The sequence below is a fragment of the Aquirufa regiilacus genome (genome assembly GCF_032470275.1).
In the GTDB taxonomy this organism is placed as follows: Bacteria; Bacteroidota; Bacteroidia; order Cytophagales; family Spirosomataceae; genus Aquirufa; species Aquirufa regiilacus.
In genome coordinates this window covers 1244713-1264939 of record NZ_JAVNWW010000001.1, presented here as the reverse complement: position 1 = coordinate 1264939, position 20227 = coordinate 1244713, and the positions used below count along the sequence as shown (strand labels likewise).

Annotated in this window: 17 protein-coding genes; 9 read left to right on the top strand and 8 right to left on the bottom strand. The window is 41.6% G+C overall.

From position 1 onward, the window contains the following. Positions 1-339: 339 nt before the first annotated feature. Positions 340-1374, bottom strand: coding sequence for a Gfo/Idh/MocA family oxidoreductase (locus PQG45_RS05575; RefSeq protein WP_316070431.1), 1035 nt, complete (start codon positions 1372-1374; stop codon positions 340-342). Positions 1375-1421: 47 nt separating this feature from the next. On the opposite strand from PQG45_RS05575, the gene PQG45_RS05570 reads away from it, so the two are divergent. After that, complete coding sequence (locus PQG45_RS05570; RefSeq protein ID WP_316070430.1) at positions 1422-2426, top strand: glycoside hydrolase family 43 protein; 1005 nt, start codon at positions 1422-1424, stop codon at positions 2424-2426. Positions 2427-2448: 22 nt separating this feature from the next. Next, positions 2449-3273 (top strand): NAD(P)H-hydrate dehydratase, encoded by an 825-nt coding sequence (locus PQG45_RS05565; RefSeq protein ID WP_316070429.1) that lies wholly within the window; start codon positions 2449-2451, stop codon positions 3271-3273. Here the strand turns inward: PQG45_RS05565 and PQG45_RS05560 are convergent. Beyond that, positions 3265-4266 (bottom strand): sugar phosphate isomerase/epimerase family protein, encoded by a 1002-nt coding sequence (locus PQG45_RS05560; protein ID WP_316070428.1) that lies wholly within the window; start codon positions 4264-4266, stop codon positions 3265-3267. The genes PQG45_RS05565 and PQG45_RS05560 overlap by 9 nt on opposite strands. 237 nt (positions 4267-4503) lie before the next feature. After that, positions 4504-6015, bottom strand: a complete 1512-nt coding sequence (locus PQG45_RS05555) for a serine hydrolase domain-containing protein (protein ID WP_316070427.1) — start codon at positions 6013-6015, stop codon at positions 4504-4506. Between the two features lie 68 nt (positions 6016-6083). Between PQG45_RS05555 and PQG45_RS05550 the strand changes: the two genes are divergently transcribed. Continuing rightward, entirely contained in the window at positions 6084-7604 is a 1521-nt protein-coding gene (locus PQG45_RS05550) for an ATP-binding cassette domain-containing protein (protein ID WP_315577511.1), read from the top strand. Positions 7605-7692: 88 nt separating this feature from the next. On the opposite strand, the gene PQG45_RS05545 is transcribed toward PQG45_RS05550, so the two are convergent. Both PQG45_RS05545 and PQG45_RS05540 read right to left on the bottom strand, forming a co-directional pair. Beyond that, positions 7693-8145 carry a DinB family protein gene (locus PQG45_RS05545; protein ID WP_316070426.1) on the bottom strand — a complete coding sequence of 151 codons (453 nt, stop codon included), beginning with the start codon at positions 8143-8145 and terminating at the stop codon, positions 7693-7695. 122 nt (positions 8146-8267) lie between these two features. Beyond that, the gene (locus PQG45_RS05540) at positions 8268-9491 is read right to left on the bottom strand and encodes a M24 family metallopeptidase (RefSeq protein WP_315577513.1); all 1224 of its coding nucleotides are present in this window, start codon (positions 9489-9491) and stop codon (positions 8268-8270) included. Positions 9492-9804: 313 nt separating this feature from the next. On the opposite strand from PQG45_RS05540, the gene PQG45_RS05535 reads away from it, so the two are divergent. The 4 genes from PQG45_RS05535 (at position 9805) to PQG45_RS05520 (ending at position 14154) form a co-directional block, all read left to right on the top strand. Beyond that, complete coding sequence (locus PQG45_RS05535) at positions 9805-10794, top strand: hypothetical protein (RefSeq protein ID WP_316070425.1); 990 nt, start codon at positions 9805-9807, stop codon at positions 10792-10794. Between the two features lie 93 nt (positions 10795-10887). Continuing rightward, on the top strand, positions 10888-11907 hold the full coding sequence (locus tag PQG45_RS05530) for a UDP-galactopyranose mutase (protein ID WP_316070424.1): 1020 nt from the start codon (positions 10888-10890) through the stop codon (positions 11905-11907). Further along, positions 11908-12798, top strand: a complete 891-nt coding sequence (locus PQG45_RS05525; RefSeq protein ID WP_316070423.1) for a hypothetical protein — start codon at positions 11908-11910, stop codon at positions 12796-12798. It abuts the gene before it with no gap. Positions 12799-13041: 243 nt separating this feature from the next. Next, positions 13042-14154 carry an integrase gene (locus tag PQG45_RS05520; RefSeq protein WP_316070422.1) on the top strand — a complete coding sequence of 371 codons (1113 nt, stop codon included), beginning with the start codon at positions 13042-13044 and terminating at the stop codon, positions 14152-14154. A gap of 48 nt (positions 14155-14202) precedes the next feature. On the opposite strand, the gene PQG45_RS05515 is transcribed toward PQG45_RS05520, so the two are convergent. Then, a complete protein-coding gene (locus PQG45_RS05515; RefSeq protein ID WP_315577518.1) occupies positions 14203-15741 on the bottom strand; it encodes a hypothetical protein in 1539 nt (512 codons plus the stop codon). Here PQG45_RS05515 and PQG45_RS05510 point away from each other — a divergent pair. After that, complete coding sequence (locus PQG45_RS05510) at positions 15728-16027, top strand: glycosyltransferase family 9 protein (RefSeq protein WP_316070421.1); 300 nt, start codon at positions 15728-15730, stop codon at positions 16025-16027. The two genes, PQG45_RS05515 and PQG45_RS05510, sit on opposite strands and share 14 nt — an antisense overlap. On the opposite strand, the gene PQG45_RS05505 is transcribed toward PQG45_RS05510, so the two are convergent. Beyond that, entirely contained in the window at positions 16024-16575 is a 552-nt protein-coding gene (locus PQG45_RS05505) for an acyl-CoA thioesterase (protein WP_316070420.1), read from the bottom strand. The two genes, PQG45_RS05510 and PQG45_RS05505, sit on opposite strands and share 4 nt — an antisense overlap. A gap of 3 nt (positions 16576-16578) precedes the next feature. Further along, a complete protein-coding gene (gene cobA / locus PQG45_RS05500; RefSeq protein WP_316070419.1) occupies positions 16579-17340 on the bottom strand; it encodes a uroporphyrinogen-III C-methyltransferase in 762 nt (253 codons plus the stop codon). Between the two features lie 385 nt (positions 17341-17725). Here cobA and nirB point away from each other — a divergent pair, with 385 nt between their 5' ends. Continuing rightward, on the top strand, positions 17726-20221 hold the full coding sequence (gene nirB, locus PQG45_RS05495) for a nitrite reductase large subunit NirB (RefSeq protein WP_316070418.1): 2496 nt from the start codon (positions 17726-17728) through the stop codon (positions 20219-20221). The last annotated feature ends 6 nt before the right edge of the window (positions 20222-20227 follow it).

Here is a 20227-nt window from a genome sequence, read left to right as displayed (position 1 = left end):
CTAAAGTCTGGGGTTATTATCTGTGTTTTACAACCCCAGACTAAAGTCTGGGGTTATTATCTGTGTTTTACAACCCCAGACTAAAGTCTGGGGTTATTATCTGTGTTTTACAACCCCAGACTAAAGTCTGGGGTTATTATCTGTGTTTTACAACCCCAGACTAAAGTCTTGGGATATTATCTGTGTTTTACAACCCCAGACTAAAGTCTTGGGATATTATCTGTGTTTTACAACCCCAGACTAAAGTCTTGGGATATTATCTGTGTTTTACAACCCCAGACTAAATTTTGTGGTTATTATCTGTGTTTTATAACCTCAGGCTTTAGTCTAGGTAGATTTCTAATAAGTGAACACTCTTTTCTCACGACTACTCTCCATCGCTGCATCAATCACCCGCATGCTATTGATTCCATCTTGAACCGAAACGGCCGGTTGCTCTTCGCCCCGCAAAGATTGAAAAACATTCTCATAAAAGGCCATAAAATCCCCATTTTCGGATGGAACACGTTCTGGATTTCCTCCATCCACGTGCATGACCCCATAATCTTGTGGGTTTTCTTGTCCCCAAGAATCTCCTTGAGGCTTTCTTCCCGCATCCAAATCGGCTTCTTGTCGGTCTGAGCGCGTTTTTATAAAACTGCCCAATTTACCATGCAATTGAAATGCTGGCACAGGGACTTTGAAATAATATCCTGCTTTCAAGCGAACCCGCATTTCGGGATAATACAATAGGATTTCAAACAAATCTTCGACCTCGGTACCCGGTCTCGTTTTACGTAAATCCGCAAATACATGCGTGGGATTGCCAAATAGATGTAATGCCTGATCAATGATGTGAGGTCCTAAATCGAAAATAATTCCCGCACCGGGGCCAGGAAGCTCCTTGTGCATCTTGGGTGATTTCGCCCCGTTATATCGGTCAAAGTGAAATTCAGCTTCTACAATATCACCTAATTGGCCAGATGTTAATACTTTTTTGACGGTTAAGAAATCGGAATCCCAACGGCGATTTTGGTAGACAAAAATATGTTTACCTGCTTTTGAAGCTATTTTTTGTAATTCAAGGGCTTCTGCTGTGGAATTTGTAAATGCCTTTTCAACCACGACATGTTTTCCCGCTTTCAACGCCTTAGAAGCATATTCAAAATGCGTAGGAATTGGGGTGTTGACAATGATTAATTCAATATCAGCATCTTGGATTACCTCATCTAAAGAATCATAGGAATGCGTCCCTGGATAGGCTTTTTGAATGTTCTTTTGGCTTCGTTCATAGGAACCTACGAGCTCGAATCCGGAATGAACTTCAAGGAAAGGGGCGTGAAAAATACGTCCCGACATTCCATAAGATAATAATGCGGTTTGAATTGCTTTCATAAAGTAAAAATAAGAAATTTAAGGCTTTGTTACATAAACCTATTCAAATGAAAAAATTACTCGTTTTCGCATTATGCGGTTTTGGGGCTTTTGCCCAAAAACCACTCGTTTCTCATATTTATACCGCAGATCCTTCGGCCCACCTTTTTCAAGGTAAAATCTTTATTTATCCGTCTCATGACATCGATGCGGGGGTCAAGGAAGACGATATGGGAAGTCATTTTGCGATGAATGATTACCATGTTTTATCTCAAACAAATCCAGCAGCACCTGTGACCGATCACGGAGTCGCATTGAAATTGTCTGATGTGCCTTGGGCTGGGAAGATGCTTTGGGCACCGGATGCCGCGGAGGCTAACGGTCAATATTATTTGTATTTTCCTGCCAAAGATAAGGAAGGTGTTTTTCGCATTGGCGTAGCTAGTTCAGCTAAACCTGAGGGTCCATTTAAGGCTGAAGCAAATTATATGCAAGGCACATACAGCATTGACCCATGTGTCTTCAAAGATTTAGATGGTTCACACTATCTTTATTTTGGGGGTATTTGGGGCGGCCAATTGCAGCGATGGAAAATGGGGCATTACATGGCGAATGACGATAGCCAACCGGCAAACGACCAACCAGCCTTGATGGCCAAAGTGGCCAAACTCGACAAAAACATGAAGGTCTTAGCTGAGAAGCCTCGTGATGTGCAAATTTTAGATGCATCCGGAAAAATACTATTGTCATCCGATCATGATCGTCGGTTTTTTGAGGCGGCATTCGTGCATCAATACCAAGGGAAATATTATTTCTCTTATTCAACAGGGGATACCCATAACATCGCTTATGCCACAGGTTCAAGCCCCTATGGCCCATTTACGTATCAAGGCGTTATCTTAAATCCCGTAAAAGGTTGGACGAATCACCATTCCATTGTAGAACAAAATGGCAAATGGTACATTTATTTCCACGACGTACAATTGTCGGGGAAGACGCATTTGCGCAACATTAAAGTAAGCGAATTGAAATATCGCGCAGATGGTTCGATCGAAACGATCACGGCCTATTAATTAATTCCTTATATTTAGGTCTATGAATCGAATAGACCTTCCTTGGATCAATCAAATTAAACATAACAGACAGCCCGATGGACATAAAAAATCCTTCGGGCATGTGCTGATTATTGCCGGTAGTCCGGGAAAAGTTGGGGCCGCTTTATTGTGTGCACGTGCTGCTTTACACGCCGGCTGTGGCATGGTGACGGCGATGATTCCAGAAGAGGGTGTGGGACCATTATTGGCAAACAGCCCCGAGATCATGTATCGGACGGAAGCCGATTTATCTACGATTAATCTAGAACCCTATGATGCCATTGCCTTTGGGCCAGGCTTAGGATTTACGATTCAGGTTCGCCGAAATCTAGAATTTTTGTTGCAACATTATCAGGGCCCCATCGTCTTTGATGCGGATGCCTTGACCTTGTTGGGCTCTTATGAGTCTTTGATTTCCCAAGTAAAACCACATCATATTTTAACACCGCATCCGGGTGAATTTGCGCGTTTAGGAGGGTTAGAGTTTGATGCTTCGCAGCGCGAAAAACAGGCGGTTGATTTTGTTTCAACCTATCCGTGCCAATTGTTATTGAAAGGGGCTCCAACCATCGTTGTGACTTCAAGCGGAGCATTATTTACGAATACAACGGGTAATGATGGGATGGCAACAGCCGGTTCGGGAGATGTCTTAACGGGGATCATTGCCGCCTTGTGTGCACAAGAATACACGCCTGATGTGGCTGTAAGGCTAGGAGCATACATTCATGGTTTTTCGGGCGATTTGGCGATACAAAAAAAATCGAAGGCCAGTTTAGTGGCCTCCGACTTGATTGATCATTTGGGTGAAATTAGGCTGTTAGATTAAAATCGCTTTCGCGTATTCCACACATTTTTTCACTTCTGTAACTGCATCGGATCCGGCAGGAATTTCATATTCCAATTCGATTGTTGCAGGGAATTTGTATTTATTTATCTTCATGGCAGTTAATATCTCTTTTAACGGAGTATCACCTGTTCCCCAAACCAAGTTTTTGGCCCCGTTTTCTTTCGTTGTACGGTCTTTGATGTGTAAGGAAGTGATGCGATCTTTCTTCGCTTCGATTAATGCTAATAAACTTGCTGTTGTATGTGGAGCACCTACCGCGATGTAATGACCTGCATCCAAGTTCATCGAGTTGTATGGCGATTGTGCCAAAGCTTCATCAAACGCAGTATCCTTCACTTGCAAATGCGCGTGATATCCAAAATAGATGCCGTGTTTTGCACCTAAATCTCCGAGACGTTGTGTTTGTTTCGGGTCAGTTGGCAATTCAACCGTCACTGATTTAGCACCTAAAATCTTAGCTGAACGCAAGGCGTATTCTACTTCTGCATCCGAGTTATTTGGGCCAAAGGCATTGGGTTTATAGGCATAAACACTGATTCCTGCTTTATCCAATTTCGCACGAACCTCTTTGAATTTATCCATGGAAACGCTTTCACGCCAAGCTTTGACATCTTCTTGGTATTTTTTCATGGCTGCCCGTTGTTCATCCGTTAATGTAGGACGCGGTTGGCCTGGAGTCCAGCGCATTTGAACCGGGTTTACCGGTTTCCCTGCGTATTCTTCGACGGCATCGCCCATCAATTCAGTCGCTGAAATTCCTGATTGCGTTAAATATCCAATAATTTCATCAATGGATCCCGGCATGCTTCTGTATGAATAGGTGATGCAACCGATTTGAACGCCACCAAATTTTGAATCGGGTTTCGCTGAGCCAAAGGCAAAAGCGGCAGGTTTAGCAAATAAAAGGCCTAAAGAGGCAAGGGAGCCGGCGGCTAAAAACTGCCGACGAGATTGATTGTAATTCTTTTTCATAGGTAACAGGTTTGTTTAGTCAAGTATAGGAATCCTTTTTGATAATTGTATCCTTTGGGCGGAATTTTGCGACGAAAGGTTGATTTTCTTTGGCAAACCTTTCAGGATTGCCAAAGTTTGAGATGCAAAGCATCGATTCCCTAGGCTAAAGCCTAGGGTTATTAACCTCAGACTTTAGTCTGAGGAGTCGACGCGAGGTATCGCGTCTCTACATTTTTCTCCTCTGGTATCGCGTCTCTACATTTTTTTTAAGCTGATTTTCGTTTGCGGCTCAAACGAATTTATCACTTCGATTGCTTCAGGCTTCCATATAAACGTCCAGTGATGTGGGCTTTCGAAATAGCGAAGCGTAATTTCGACCGCTTGATCATCTAAGATGCGGTAGCTTCCTGCGTAATCAAAAGGGGCTTTTTTCGCTAAATCCACGCGTGCGGCACGTAACATGTAGGGGCCAACCAAATTGGTTTTGCCAGTCCCCCATGTTCGGAAACCTAATTTAAAGGTATGTTTGGTTGAGTCTTTCGTTACCATGATTAATTCCGCGGCATCACCTTTTGTTTGAAGCTGCATACGTGCGAAATCGAATTGATTTTTCGCTAGTTGAATTGACGATTGTAGCGTTTTCAATGCGACCGAAGAGGTAGGAACTTCTAGTTGGCGCGATGCATTAAATTGCTTTAAGGAAGCCAGAGCCTTTTGATTTGGCGCTAAGGCTTTGGCTTGAAACGCAGGCAGTAAATTGTCCCAAACTTGGTTCAAATCATCTGGCAAATCTTGTGATTCAGAGGTGATGATTAAGACCGCATCTTGTTCTGGCATCATGAGGATGTATTGTCCAAAGGCCCCATCTCCACGGAAAGATCCATGCCGACTCCGCCAAAACTGATAACCATATCCTTGTATCCAATCTGCGTATTGTCCCGTTGCTCGTTTTTCTGCTGTAGCATCAGGTTCTTGGTCGATGTGCTTACTTGTTGCTTCTGCTACCCAAGCGGCAGGAAGTATTTGTTTGCCTTCAAACTTGCCTTTGTTTAGATAGAGTAAACCTAGTTTGGCCATATCTTCCGTTTTAACACGGATTCCCCAGCCACCTACATTAATTCCCTTTTGATCTGATTCCCAATCGATGCCCGAAATATGCAAGGGATCTAATAAGCGCGGTTTTAAATAGGCCAAAGTTGTTTCGCCTGTTACCTTTTGGATGATCGCCGACAACATATAGGTCGCCAATGTATTGTATAAGAATTTTGTCCCTGGTTTGGCGACAATGGGATGATTCAAAAATCCCCGAATCCAATCCGGTTGCATGACGATAACGCTTCGGAGGGGTTCTTTGTCATGACCCACCGACATGGTCAACAGATCTTGCACGCGTAAATCTTGCATGAAGGGTTTGTCTTTCAAGTCGGCATATTCAGGAAAGAAGGAGATGACTTTATCTTGAACACTTAAGCGTTTTTCCGTTACGGCAAATCCGATTGCGGTGGAGGTCCAACTTTTAGACACCGAATACATCGAATGCACTTTGTCAGCCGCATAGGGTTTCCACCATGCCTCGGAAACTACTTTTCCATGACGAATGAGCATGTAAGAGTGTAATTCATGCCGTTTGGGGTCAATTTTTTCAATGTATTGTTGGATCGCTGCAGAAGAAATCCCTTCTGCCTCGGGCGTACTTCTAGGTAAGGATTGTGTAAAGGCCGGAATGGCCAATAAGCTGATGAGGCCTATTAGGAACAGTTTTTTCATGTTTTATCGGTTTAAAGCAGGCTAAATGTATGAAAAATGCGGTAAATTGTTGGCTGTTTATTTTCCTTATGTCGAAAGAAATCGTTGCCCGTGTCAGTCATTTGTCTGCCTCTTATGGAGCTAGTGAAGTATTGAATGATATTTCCTTTGAGATAGGAGCGGAGGATTGCTTGGCGATTGTAGGTCCGATGGGTTCAGGGAAAACAACGTTAGCCAAAGCGCTCTCGGGTCGTTTGTTTCGAAAAGGAGATGTCTGGTTTCAGGGGTCTTTTGTGTTGTTTGTGGAACAGCAACATCATTTCAAGAATCGGAGTAATATTTCCGAATTTTACCTCCAGCAGCGCTTTAATTCTTCGGATTCAGAAGATTCATACACCGTTCGGGAGGAGTTAGGTGATTTGGACGTGGGGGAGTGGATAAAGGTTTTTGGCATTGAAACGTTGTTGGATAAGCCCTTGTTGCAATTATCGAATGGGGAAAACAAGCGTTTGCAGATTGTGAAATCATTGGGCCAAAAGCCTGATTGGTTACTATTGGACAATCCGTATTTAGGTCTTGATGTGGCTGGTCGAGCAATTTTGTCGGCAGGCTTACGTCAATTACATAACCAAGGCATTCGTTTCATATTGTTTTTATCGGGTGGAGATGTGCCTGAGTTTGTGAATCAAGTTTATACGCTTCGCAGGGATGTTCCTGAGATCCCCAGACTAAAGTCTGGGGTTATACAAGATGCTTGTAACCCCATGCTTCAGCATGGGGAGGAAAATAAAAACCACATGCCTCAGCTTGGGGAGGAAAATAAAAACCACATGCTTCAGCCTGGGGAGGAAAATAAAAACAACATGCTTCAGCCTGGGGAGGAAAATAATAACCCCTGGCTTCAGCCTGGGGAGGAAAATAATAACCCCTGGCTTCAGCCTGGGGATTTAGGAGATTCTTCGATCGTTTCATTGCGAAATGTCACGATTCGCTACGGCACGAAGACCATTTTGGATCAATTTTCTTGGACGATAAATCGTGGAGAGCGTTGGGTGTTAAAAGGGCCTAATGGAGCGGGTAAATCAACTTTATTAAGTTTGATTACGGCAGATAATCCACAATCCTATTCGCAGGATATTACATTGTTTGGTAGAAAACGAGGGACGGGTGAAAGTATTTGGGATATCAAACGAAACATTGGCTATGTGAGCCCTGAGATGCATTTGTATTTCAAGGAAACGGGAACTTGTTTTGCGGTTATCGCTTCGGGATTATTTGATTTGTTGGGTGTGACGCGAAAGGTCAATGAGGTACAGACTGCAAAGGTTAGCGAAACGTTAGATTTATTTGGTTTAGGGTATTTGGCTGAGCGTTCGTTTCATACCTTATCAACTGGCGAGCAGAAAATGATTTTGATCGCACGGGCATTTGTCAAGAATCCGCCCTTGTTGATTTTGGATGAGCCCTGTCAAGGCTTAGATCAGGAGCAGGTGAATTTATTGAAAAGAGTGATTGATGAGCTTGCCGCTCGTACGGATATGACCTTGATTTTCGTGTCGCACTATGCGGAGGATGTTCCGAGCTGCGTAAATAATGAAATGTTATTGTAGAGACGCGATACCTCGCGTCTAGTATCCCAGGTTAAAATATATAACCCCAGACTTCAGTCTGGGGCTTAAGACGTGAGGTATCGCGTCTCTACGATCCGTACTTTAGAATCATGGCTACCTGCCCCGCATGGTAAGCGGTATGTGAAATAATCCGGCCAAAGGCTTCAGCTTTGGTCTTTGTCCCAAATTCCTTGGTAGTGATTTGCGTCGACCAATCTTCTTCAGCAACGGAAGCCATGATACTTCCAATCGTTTGGCCCGATTCATGTATTAGGTTTTGAATAGCTGTTAAATCTGTCCAAGCGCCCGTATCCTTTTGGTCAATCACGGTATGTGCGATAACCTTTACTTCCGTATGGCCAAAGACATTCTTGCAAAAAAGTAATTCTACCTCCGCAATGTGCTGTAAGAGAAACCCGATGGAATTCGGCGCGGTACCTAATTTCTTCGATAGATCTGTGGGGGTGAGGGTCTCAGTTACTTTACTAAGTCGTGTGCGCGCTTCGATGTAGGCGGCTTGGAGGAGGAGGGAGGTGGGCATGAGTTTTAGACTTTAGACGTTGGAATGTAGGGAAGCGTTACTTCGCATCTATTCCCCAGGTTAAAACCTGGGGTTAACCTATTTTATAACCTCAGACTTTAGTCTGAGGATTTACGAAAGCGCTATGTAAAAGCTTGACTGATCGAAGGACTCGGTTGGCTAAACCATTTAGGGCCTTGTTCGGTCATGTAAACACAATCTTCTAGTCGAACACCGAATTCCCCCGGAATCGCGATGGTTGGTTCTATGCTGAAACACATACCCACTTGAAGCGGTAATTTATTCCCTTTGACCATATTGCCCCATTCGTGCCCATCCATACCGATTCCGTGGCCGGTTCGATGGGGAAGGCCAGGTAATTTATACTCCGGGCCAAAACCTGCTTTAACTAATAATCCGCGCGCAGCGAGATCCACATTTTCACAAGGGGCGCCGAGCACCGCCGCTTCAAATCCAGCTTGTTGAGCCCGCTTCTCTAAATTCCAAATATCGATCTGCTTCTGTGTCGGTTCCCCAAAAACAACGGTCCGTGTAATATCTGATTCATAGCCATCCACTTGGCATCCGCAGTCCAACATGACCACATCGCCTTTTTGAAGGATTTGCTTGCGTGAACTTCCGTGCGGAAAGGAAGTTGCTACGCCAAAGGTTACCGAAGCAAAACCATGTTGGGCTCCTAATTCGGTGTGTTTTTGTGCAATTTTTTGGCTGATTTGACGCGGGGTGCAGCCTTCCGTTAAGGCGGCGATACCTGCCTGAATGGCTAGTGTTGTAATGTCATTCGCTTTTTGCATCAATGCAATTTCAGCAGGCGATTTGATGAGTCGGCAAGTAACCGAAACCGGATCGCCACTGACCAATTGAAATTGTTGGCCAGCTTTTTGAAGTCCATTTGAGATAAAGAAACGCGTTTGTTCCTCAATGCCAATTTGGCCTGAGCCAAAACCGAAGTCTTTGATGGTTTTGATGCAAAGTTCAAAGGGGTTTTCGTCCTCGTGCCAGGTACGGACTTGTTTGCCTATTTTGATTAATTCGAGCAGGCGATCTTCTTCGAAATAGGGACATATGTAGGTCAGTTCGCCTTTGGTAGGAATAATCACCAACATGGATCTTTCACTGGGATACCAGGAAAGTCCGGTGAAGTATTGCATCGTGGTGCCCGCATCCAAAATCAATGCGACCATGTTATTTTTTTGAAGGAGTTCTTGGGCTTTGCCGATGCGTTGCATCCGCTCTTCATTGCTGATCGGAGAGGCCTCGCTTGGCGCTTGCGTATATAGGTTTGCGTTACCCATCAGCGCAGAGATGCCGATGGAGCTTTTGATGAAGTCGCGACGTTGAATCATAATCCGGTTTGTTTGAAGCAATTTACAGAATATTCGCCGACTAGGAAAGTGGAATTTTGATGCATTGAAAAAGGCCTGAATGTCAAAATTTTGGCATAATAAATTTGATTTTGTCAACTGAAAATAGTTGTCTAGTGAGCTGAATATGTTTATTTAAGGGTATTTGGAGTCTGTATTGCTCCTGATTTTGTCAATTTGTTCTTAAATTATATAGGGTTTGCATTTAATATCACTGACAAAAATGAGTAATTTGAATTTCTCATTTTAATATCCTAGTCCATTGAATAAGTCGAAGAAATCTCCCGTTAAAGAATTGAAATCCAAGGTAATAAAGAGTTCCTCGACACAAGAGCGTGTCATGAACCTGTTGTTGTATTTGCTGGAGGCAGAAAAGCCTGTTCCCATGCGCAAGTTGGAGGCCCTATATGGCGGAGGGGAGGATTCTGGGGAAGATAAGCGCAGAACGATATTTCGCCATTTGGATATCTTATCAGGCTATGGCTTGGAAATTATTCGAGGGGACAAGTATGGGATTAAAAAGAAGTCGGAGTATTCGCGTACAGAGTTTAATTTACACGAAAGCCAGGCGTTGTATTTTGCAGCACAGGAGTCCATTTCGGATGTTGATATGCGTCGGTCTATCCAGCAAAAACTATTACAGATTTTTCACTCGAACAAAAAGCGACAAAATCTTTTGTCAAAACGGACGATTGATTTGGTCGAGTTTTGTGATAAACAGATCAATCAGAGCAAGCGGAAATACCAAATGCGTTTATTGAATTACTCGAGTGCGAATCAAGGCACGAAAAGGGACCGTCTGGTTGTTCCGGTGAGTTTTAGTCTGGAGAACTTAGAGATTTATGCCATTGATTTGGAGGATTTAGCTCGTGTCACGCGCCCCAAAGTATTCAAGTTGGACCGCTGTGAGGGTATCTTAAAATTAAAGGATTTGGCACCAAAAGAATTACAGATTCATGCACATAAGTTGATGCGGGATCCGTTTGGCTATTTGATCTATGATGAGGCTTTGCTGCACGTGGAGGCGTATTTCAATTTAAAAGCCATGACAATTTTCTTGTTGCATTTTCCTTATCTGACAGACCAATTTCAATATTTGGATGCCGAGGTTGACAAACCTTTTCGATTGACATTGGACATCGTTCGCGTGGAACCAATCATCGGGGTGTTTAGTGTCTTGTTAAATCACATTCGATTTGAAAATTCGGATGCTTTTTTAGCGGCATGGAAAGTATTTCATCAAGCAAATGTGGAGGAAGGATTAGCGCGATTATTCACAAAGTAACGTAGGATTCTTACGTCTAAATGCTGTTAGCTTCTTGACTTTTGGCAATGCCTCTTAGATTTGTTAATTTTAATTTCTAGTTCTTAAAATTACATGTTGAATAAGATATTGGTTGTTGGCGCTGGGTTTAGCGGAGCTGTTATTGCACGAATGCTAGGTGAAAAAGGGTTTCATGTCGAGGTAATCGACAAGCGAAACCATATCGCTGGGAATGCATTTGATTTTCATAACGGGCACAACATTTTGGTTCATCAATATGGTCCGCACTTATTTCATACAAATAATCAATCCGTTTTTGCGTTTTTAAGTCGATTTACGGATTGGGTGGATTATCAGCACCGGGTCAAAGCAATCTTAGCGGATGGTCGTTTAGTGACTTTGCCGGTCAATTTAGATACCAAAGATCAAGTAGGCGAGGATAAGGTGATTGACACGTTTATTCGTCCATATTCTGAAAAAATGTGGGGATTGAAGTTGGAGGAAATTAGTCCCGACATCATCAATCGGGTTCCTATTCGGAATGATCAAAATGAATTGTATTTTCCAGATGATCAATTTCAAGCCATGCCGAAAGCGGGCTACACGAAAATGTTTGAAAATCTATTGGATCATCCCAATATACACGTAAGGTTGGAGACGGCATTTGAGAAAAGCATGGAAGCGGATTACATGCATGTCTTTAATTCGATGCCCATTGATGAATATTACGATTATTCGCTAGGGCCTTTGCCGTATCGGTCGCTTAAGTTTCATCATGTCGATTTACCTATTCCACGTATTTTTCCCGTGTGCCAAGTGAATTTCACGAATGATGGTCCCTATACGCGGGTTGTGGAATGGAAAAATATCCCGAATTCCCCTCAAAACGAACAGTTTACGAGTATTACCTATGAGGAACCTTGTTCGTATACGGAAAATAATAATGAACGATTTTATCCTGTGAAGGACGCCAGCGGCAAAAACCGGGCGCTTTTCCTACAGTACAAACAAATTGAAAACCCAAAAACTACGTTTATTGGGCGTTTAGGCCAATATGTATACTTGGATATGCACCAAGTTGTCAGTAGTTCCATAGCAATCGCTGAAAAATTTCTAAAAGAAAACACCTTATAAATGCAAAATTCAAAGCAAGTAGACGTAGGCATTATGATCTATGGGAAACCCTATCAAACAGCCGTTTCGCTACATACCCTTTACAAATACTCGAAGCAACACATTAATAAAATCTATGTGACATTCGAAAAGGTTCAGCCTTTTGGATTTGATATGGATGAGTTAAAAGCCTTATTGGAAGGACTACCCGTTGTTTATAATGTGTCAGAACGGTTTTTTGGCTTTCAAAATTTGAGTTCAAACTCGATCAAACAAAAATTGAAATTCTTAATTCCTTCTTATCGGAAATCAGTGCGTTATCAGTATGCCTGGGAGGAGGCTAAGATGCCTTATTTGTTTTTGATGCACAATGATATGCTCTTCTCGGGTGATTTAATCGGGAAATATTTGGATGTAATCGGTACGGATATTGCCGCAGGGTCGATCGGTCAATGCTGGAACTGTCCTGCGTTTAACAAGGGCTGTGTGGATCAGCAGTATTATGACTACCGACCAAGCAGCCAGGAATTGTTGGAATTATATAAAGATTGGCCACATGACCGTGCGAGTTCAATGGGCTTATTGGGCGAGGGAAAAGTTAGTTGGCCCCTTCCTGAATGTCGCCTCAATGAATTCGTCGCATTATTTAATATTCCTGCTGCACGTAAACTAGTCTTTCCACGTGGCAAGGCTCGTTTATTTGGGTTGAAAAATTCGATTGACTTTGGTATACCTTGGTTTCAGGATATTTCGCACATGGGCATTAAACTGCGCCATACTTCCTACGATACACATGCGGAACATGGCTGGTGTAGTAACCATGCAGGAGGGACGCAATCCTTGACGAATGAGAATTTGTACGTGCGCGAGGAAGAAATTGCCAAGACGTATTTCGAGGAAAAGTGTAAATAAGTCTTTCGAAAAGGATAAGCCGGTTAGCAGGAAATGGTTAACCGGTTTTTTTATGTTCAATAGCGGGCAACAAAAAAGCCCAACATTTCTGTTGAGCTTATCAGAGCCTCCTGTCGGGATCAACGTGGAATGCAATTCCAACGACCTACTGATTACAAATCAGTTGCTCTACCAGCTGAGCTAAGGAGGAAACAGTCTTTTTGAGTGGTTTTGGATTGCCTGAGTCACAAACTGGGTCAGTAAATGCAAATCACACCTAAAATCTTCTTCAGTGAGGACCTTTCCAAACGGTCCTATGTTTACTTCTTTATCAACCAAAAGCGGGTTCGTATCTACCAAGGTGCACAGTTCGGCAAATCATGTTCTCCAAACCTTAAAAAGACAGCAAAATCGCGGCTCAGAGAACTGATTTTACTAGAAGACATAGTTATTGCTGAACTAAAGAAAGGGTGGCTCCCTGGTCAAAAGAGGTGGTTAATTGAAGAGGTGCTAACAACAATGCTTAAAGAGCTGAATACTTCATCTTATTCTAAGAAGTATATTCGTGACACCACCATAGTTACCCAAGAGTTCTTAGATTATGCACGTGGTTTGGAGATTCTAGACAAAGAGGTGGATGCTATTACCTCTGCTACCGTAGAAACCTTTCTTTCGAGGTTTAATTCCTCTAGTGCTTACTATGCTATCAAACGCAGAACCTTATCTGCTGTGTTCAATAAGATTCTACAACGTGGTATCATGAAGATTAATCCTGTAAAAGGTACTTCTTGCAGGAGAGTAGAAGCTGTCCATAACCAAGCATTTACAGAGAAACAGCTAGAGGTCTGTTTAGATGCGGTACGTACCACTAGTAACAACCTTTATTTGTGTGCATTGTTTGTTTATTGTATGCTATTACGTCCTCACAGAGAGGTCAGATTACTTACTAGAGGTAACTTTAACGAAGATTTAACGATCCTAACCCTCTCAGGAGATGAGAATAAGTCAAAGCGTATACGCTCTATTCCAGTTCCTGAAAACATTAGGACAATTCTGATAGCAAATGGGGTACTAGCACTTCCCGATCAGTTTAACATCTTTACTAATGATCTGAAACCACTAAATGAATGTTATTTCTCCACTTGTTGGGCAAGGTTAAAGACTAAGCTTGTTCGCAGTGGAGTAATTACCCCTAACCACACTCTATATTCCTTTAGGCATTCAGCAGTGTGTTCAGTGTTCAAAAGGGATAAAGACTTGCATCTTGTACAGAGGCTCTGTTCGCACCAATCTATGATGACCAGCTTGAAGTACCTGCGTAGTTTGGGGATGGAGCAGGTGGGTACTTTGGATGAATTACCTCAATTAAACCACTAATTTTCGAAATTAATCACTTTGATCCTTATAATATTAATAGCAAAGTGGTTATATAAGAGACGATACATAACTATACATATATGATTTCACTATCCCTTGATCGGCCTCAGATAAATCTGACCTATCAGGCAAGTATGGAGTTATGGATTCACTCATCGGAAAATGTTGATGTATAGTCGTTACAGAACCTTGTTTACTTACCTCAACCAAAAGTTTAAGAACAGACATTGTATTGTTTTCGCTTTTAATGGTGTGAGTAATGCCGTACAACTGAAGTAGTTTATTGATTTTCTTATTGATGATATCTTTAGTCAGTTGATCTTTTAACGGAAACAAAACTTGCGCTTGCTGCTTTAACACGTTTGATTCTGGTAATAGATATAAGTAGTGCTGAGTTAGTAACCTATTTATAGACTTGTTTGGTGATTTTAGTTTGGCTAGTTTGGCAAACAGGCTTATGAATGTCCCGTATTCGTAGTAATTAAGGAGAAAAAGACATTTATTAACGATGCCTAGTTGAGCTCCATTGAACTGTTGAGAGCGAATGTTATCCCGTAATTCTCTTAAATCTTCTGAGGTACTTAGAAACTCTGCTATTTGTTGATATTCAGTACTTTTATCGGTTGATGAAGTCTCTTCTGTAATCGTTAATTCAGAACGTTTTTCTGTGGCAGTTACCTGGCACCCCAATTCAGTTAATTTAAGCTCTAATTGTTCGGGTTTTTGGTATAATTCAAGACTAACTCTTTGTGCCTCTAATACTGCGTCTATGTTTAGAAACGATACCTTAAATTCTACTTCTTCGTTTATTCTTACATATCTATTTTGGGTTGAATCGAATGATGAAAGTAGGTTATTAAGGTATGTTCTGGTGTATTTGGAAAGGTAAGGGTCTTTCTCAAAGCTTGATTTCATACAATTCAATGCAGCAACTTGAACACGTGCTATTTTAGCCAATTCTTCCTTTGTTAGTAGAGTCTCAAACTCTGGTGTTATAACGTATTCGTGAACTATAGTATGGCTAATTAATCCAGTTCGTGATATGCCAGCAATCTGTTTGATGCGACTTTCTGATAATAGTCTCCAACCCCTGTTTTGGCTTAAACTAATAAGATGATATGACTCGTTTAAATCAAAACCCGTGAAATAGGCGGAAGTTACGAAGTTGAGTTTAGCAGGTAGATGGTCTGAATCAAGCTCATGGAAGTATTCTTGGGTTGTATTTTTGCTCCTCTCACTTGCCCCGCATAATATTTTTATCTCAGATTGCTGTAAATGACCATTATCCCTTAAATACCTAATAATAGCCATGCATCCAGATGGGGAATTAAATGCTACTAGATGTTTATCATCAGGGTAAGCAGTAAGGTTTGCAATGATAGTTTCAGTAGCATTACCCATAAAACTATTAGGTATACCTCTAATTAAGTTTATTGAACTTTGTAACGGTATGTCATAGCTGAAAACCGTTACGGGTTCATTAACTAGTTCTGGATCTGAGAACTCGATACGCGTTGCGGATAGCATTGCTCTTAGGTGACCAGGATGTTTTTTGTACACATCGATAACCTCTATGATGGTTGCCAAAGCCCGTGTCGTCATCTCGCACGACACCGGTATGTTATATATCGCCTGTGCCTTTGAAAAGAATGTAATCGCGATCTGGGGAGCTACTTCCCCCGCTTTGCAGGTCGAGCCTTTGATGCCGGTTGATTCGAAAGCGCAGGTTTTTCAATCCATCGTTCCAGATTTAAGTTGCCAGCCTTGTTCGAATTTTGGTACGAAGACTTGTCCTAAAGGACATTTTGCATGCATGAAAAAACAGGATTTGCCGGAGATTGCTAGGCAAGTGGAGAAAATGTGGAGGGATTAAGACAGGAAACATTTGTCGGTTTCTTGGCATTCTTGACGTAGATCTTGTATTAATTGATCCTTAACTGCACTTTTTAATAAATCTCTTTTTTCTAAGGAAAGTTTTCGGATGATTTTTCCTTTGCAATAACGGCGTAATTGATTGTCTGTTTCCAGTCGTAGCCCAGGTACGGCCGTGAGATTTCCTTCTGAATCTTTCGCTGCCATTGTAAAATAACAGGAGTTAGTGTGGCGAACAATACCCTCGGTGGGCTTAAAGGATTCAACTCGCATTCCCACAATCATGGTAGTTTTACCTACAAAAATAACAGAGGCTTTGATTGTTACTAGTTCGCCCACTTCGACTGCCTGCTTAAATTCTACTCCTTCAACAGCTACTGTCACGCAGTATTGTCCACTGTGCTTCGAGGCGCAAATAAAGGCGACTTTATCCATTAAGGACAGCAGAATGCCGCCATGGATTTTACCGCCAAAATTAGCGTAACTAGGAATCATTAATTCCGTATACTCTGTTTCGGAATTAAGTGCACTTTTTTGTAAGGTTTGCATTATTTAAGTGGTTATGTATTGATTTTCAATAAGTTGTTTGATTTTTTCTGGGTGAAGAGCAACCGCTTCACCAATTAAAATAATAGCAGGATTGCTTATTGTAGCGGCTTCGCATCGGAAGACAATATCTTTAACTGTCCCAAATACCTTTTTTTCATCAGGTCTAGTTCCATTTTGAATAATGGCTACAGGCGTATCTTGTTTCCCGTTTTGGCAGAATAAATCCATAATGGTTTCTAGCTTACTCATTGCCATCAAAATAACGACTGTCGCGGATGATCGAGCAGCCCATTGGATGTCCTCTGAAATTTCTCCGTTTGCTTTTGTTCCAGTTGTAACCCAAAAGCTTTCATTAATACCTCTGCAGGTCAATGGGATGCGATTAGTTGCTGCAACAGCTAAGGCACTCGAGATACCTGGTATAATCTCGATGTTCATTCCAACAGATTCCGCCGCTTCAATTTCTTCTTGCGCTCTTCCAAATACAAAAGGATCTCCTCCTTTTAATCGAACAACCCGTTTGTGTAAGTATCCAAGCTCAACAATTCGATCATTGATTTCCTGTTGCGATAAATAGTGGCACCCAAATCGTTTGCCTACAAATTCTAAGTGGCATCCTGGTTTAGCATAATTTAATAGATCTACATTCGCTAGCGCATCATACAAAATAGCGTCTGCTTGCTCAAGTGCGCGGATTGCTTTTAGTGTGATCATTTCTGGATCTCCTGGTCCTGCTCCCACGAGGTATAAGCATGATTTTTTCATGTGGGTCCGATTAGGTTTTCTTAGTATTATTCAATTTTTAATCAGCCTATTTTTGGCTAGCTTCTGTAAATCTATACATCTAGGTTTAGATTTTATAGTAAATTCTGATTTTTTTTGAAAAACTAATTTTTTTAGGTTGAAAAATTACAAAGAATTAGATTAAAATTTGAAAATTTCGCAAAAATAGGTTTGAAATTTAACCAAATAAATTTGTTTTTAAAATTTTAGAATTTAATATTTGTTCCATAATCAAGCAATAGAATGCATTTTTAAAAGTAAAATAAGATTTCATCTGTTCGAATTGGAACTGTATTTAGCTTAATTTTATTTTTCTGATTTTAATTTATATTGGAAAAATGCAATTTTATTAACATAATCAAGCAATATGAAAATTATCATCGTAGGTAATGGTATGGTGGGCTACAAGTTTTGTGAAAAATTAGTGGCCAAATCAGAGGTACATTTAGATCTTACTGTTTTTGGTGAAGAAATTCGACCTGCTTATGACAGAGTTCACCTAAGTGAGTTTTTTAGCGGCAAATCGGCAGAAGATCTTCAACTCGCACCTACTTCTTGGTACACAGAACAGGGTATCGTATTAATTGTGGGAGATCCTATTTTAGCCATTAACCGAAAGGAAAAAACGGTAAGTTCACACAGTGGTCTTACCATGGCCTACGATTACCTTGTATTAGCTACGGGTTCTTCTGCCTTTGTTCCTCCCATTCCGGGTGTCGAAAAAGAGGGTGTTTTTATCTATCGTACGATTGAGGACCTTGAAATGATGCAAGCTTGGGCACCTAAGGCTAAAACAGGTGCTGTCATTGGTGGTGGTTTGCTAGGATTAGAAGCTGCGAAAGCGATGATTGACCTAGGCGTGACTAATACACATGTGATTGAATTTGCGCCACGACTCATGCCTCGGCAAATTGATGATGCAGGTTCATCTGTTTTAAAATCAAAGTTAGAAGCACTTGGGCTTTCCATTCATACTTCTAAAAATACAACTGAAATCGTAGGTGAATCAGCGATTTCGGGTATGCGCTTTCAAGATGAAAGTACATTAAACGTGGATATGTTAGTTATTTCGGCTGGAATTAAACCTCGAGATGAATTAGCAATTGCGGCTCAACTTAACGTAGGACCTAGGGGAGGAATTGTCGTAAATCAACAAATGTTTACTTCCGATCCGGCCATTTTAGCTATCGGTGAGTGTGCCTTATTTGAAGGAATGATTTTTGGCTTAGTAGCACCAGGATATGAAATGGCCGAAGTGGCTGTTGCTTCGATTTTAGGTACCGAAAAAGTGTTTTTAGGCTTTGATATGAGTACTAAATTGAAGCTAATTGGCGTAGATGTGGCAAGTTTTGGTGATCCATTTATTGCGGGATCAGAGGCGCGCTCTATTGTTTTTGAAGATAAAAATAAGGGTATCTACAAACGAATTAATATCAGTAAGGATGGCAAGGAGTTGTTAGGAGGTATTTTGATTGGAGATGCTGAACAATATAATTTGTTGTTACAAACCTGTAAAAATAAAGTAGTGTTGCCGCCTAATCCAGAGGATGTGATTTTAGGATCTCGCGGAGGAGAATCTGATGGAGGAGCTGGTGTGACAAGTTTGCCAGATGAAGCTGTTATATGCAGCTGTGAATCCGTAACAAAAGGAGAAATTTGTGGTCATGTGATTGATGGAGCCGTTTCTATTGAAGAGATTAAGAAATGTACTAAGGCGGGGACGGGTTGTGGAGGTTGTGTTCCTATGGTCAAAGATTTAGTCAATTATACCCTCAAATCGCAGGGGATTTATGTGCGTAATGTCATTTGTGAACACTTTGCGTACAGCAGACAAGAATTATTAGATTTAGTGCGTTTGCAGGATCTCCGTTCCTATGATGCGGTGTTGACCGCGCACGGAAATGGGGATGGATGTGAAACATGTAAGCCATTGGTCTCTTCCATTTTAGCGAGTCTTTGGAATGAATTAATTTTAGACAAAGGGAATGACACTGCACAGGATAGTAATGATAGGTTCTTAGCGAACATCCAAAAAGGGGGGACTTATTCTGTAGTCCCTCGTATTCCCGGCGGAGAAATTACGCCTGATAAATTGATTGTTATCGGTCAGGTCGCCAAAGAATTTAATTTATACACTAAAATCACGGGTGGTCAACGAATTGATTTGTTCGGAGCGCATTTATCTGATTTGCCTATAATCTGGGAGCAGTTAATTGCTGCGGGTTTTGAAAGTGGTCATGCCTATGGAAAAGCGTTAAGGACTGTAAAAAGTTGTGTTGGAAGTACCTGGTGCCGCTTTGGACTACATGATTCAGTTTCTTTTGCAATACAAATAGAAGAACGCTACCGCGGAATTCGAGCACCCCATAAAATTAAAGGGGGTGTTTCTGGCTGTATACGCGAATGTGCTGAGGCTCAGAGCAAAGACTTTGGTATTATTGCAACTGAGAAAGGCTGGAACCTTCATGTTTGTGGTAATGGGGGGTCTAAACCACAACATGCATTATTATTAGCGAGTGACCTTGATAGCGAAACGTGCATTCGGTTCATTGATCGCTTTTTGATGTTTTACATCAAAACGGCGGATCCACTTACGCGAACTGCCACTTGGTTAAATAAATTGGATGGTGGCATGGATTATCTCCGGAACGTGGTGGTGAACGATAGTCTCGGAATCGGGTCAGAGCTTGAGTCAGAGATGCAAAGTCTCGTAGATAATTATGTCTGTGAATGGAAGGCAGCCGTAGAAAATCCGGAGTTTAGAAAGCGCTTTAGCCATTTTGTTAATGCGCCGGAAGAAAAAGACCCCACTGTACAATTTGATGAATTACGTGATCAAAAAAAGGCGCAAGCCTGGAAATAATAAGCC

Excerpts from the sequence above, each read along its gene's own strand:
- PQG45_RS05575 (WP_316070431.1), bottom strand. The coding sequence starts at position 1,374 with ATGAAAGCAATTCAAACCGCATTATTATCTTATGGAATGTCGGGACGT.
- PQG45_RS05570 (WP_316070430.1), top strand. The coding sequence starts at position 1,422 with ATGAAAAAATTACTCGTTTTCGCATTATGCGGTTTTGGGGCTTTTGCC.
- PQG45_RS05565 (WP_316070429.1), top strand. The coding sequence starts at position 2,449 with ATGAATCGAATAGACCTTCCTTGGATCAATCAAATTAAACATAACAGA.
- PQG45_RS05560 (WP_316070428.1), bottom strand. The coding sequence starts at position 4,266 with ATGAAAAAGAATTACAATCAATCTCGTCGGCAGTTTTTAGCCGCCGGC.
- PQG45_RS05555 (WP_316070427.1), bottom strand. The coding sequence starts at position 6,015 with ATGAAAAAACTGTTCCTAATAGGCCTCATCAGCTTATTGGCCATTCCG.
- PQG45_RS05550 (WP_315577511.1), top strand. The coding sequence starts at position 6,084 with ATGTCGAAAGAAATCGTTGCCCGTGTCAGTCATTTGTCTGCCTCTTAT.
- PQG45_RS05545 (WP_316070426.1), bottom strand. The coding sequence starts at position 8,145 with ATGCCCACCTCCCTCCTCCTCCAAGCCGCCTACATCGAAGCGCGCACA.
- PQG45_RS05540 (WP_315577513.1), bottom strand. The coding sequence starts at position 9,491 with ATGATTCAACGTCGCGACTTCATCAAAAGCTCCATCGGCATCTCTGCG.
- PQG45_RS05530 (WP_316070424.1), top strand. The coding sequence starts at position 10,888 with ATGTTGAATAAGATATTGGTTGTTGGCGCTGGGTTTAGCGGAGCTGTT.
- PQG45_RS05525 (WP_316070423.1), top strand. The coding sequence starts at position 11,908 with ATGCAAAATTCAAAGCAAGTAGACGTAGGCATTATGATCTATGGGAAA.
- PQG45_RS05520 (WP_316070422.1), top strand. The coding sequence starts at position 13,042 with ATGCAAATCACACCTAAAATCTTCTTCAGTGAGGACCTTTCCAAACGG.
- PQG45_RS05510 (WP_316070421.1), top strand. The coding sequence starts at position 15,728 with ATGATGGTTGCCAAAGCCCGTGTCGTCATCTCGCACGACACCGGTATG.
- PQG45_RS05505 (WP_316070420.1), bottom strand. The coding sequence starts at position 16,575 with ATGCAAACCTTACAAAAAAGTGCACTTAATTCCGAAACAGAGTATACG.
- cobA (WP_316070419.1), bottom strand. The coding sequence starts at position 17,340 with ATGAAAAAATCATGCTTATACCTCGTGGGAGCAGGACCAGGAGATCCA.
- nirB (WP_316070418.1), top strand. The coding sequence starts at position 17,726 with ATGAAAATTATCATCGTAGGTAATGGTATGGTGGGCTACAAGTTTTGT.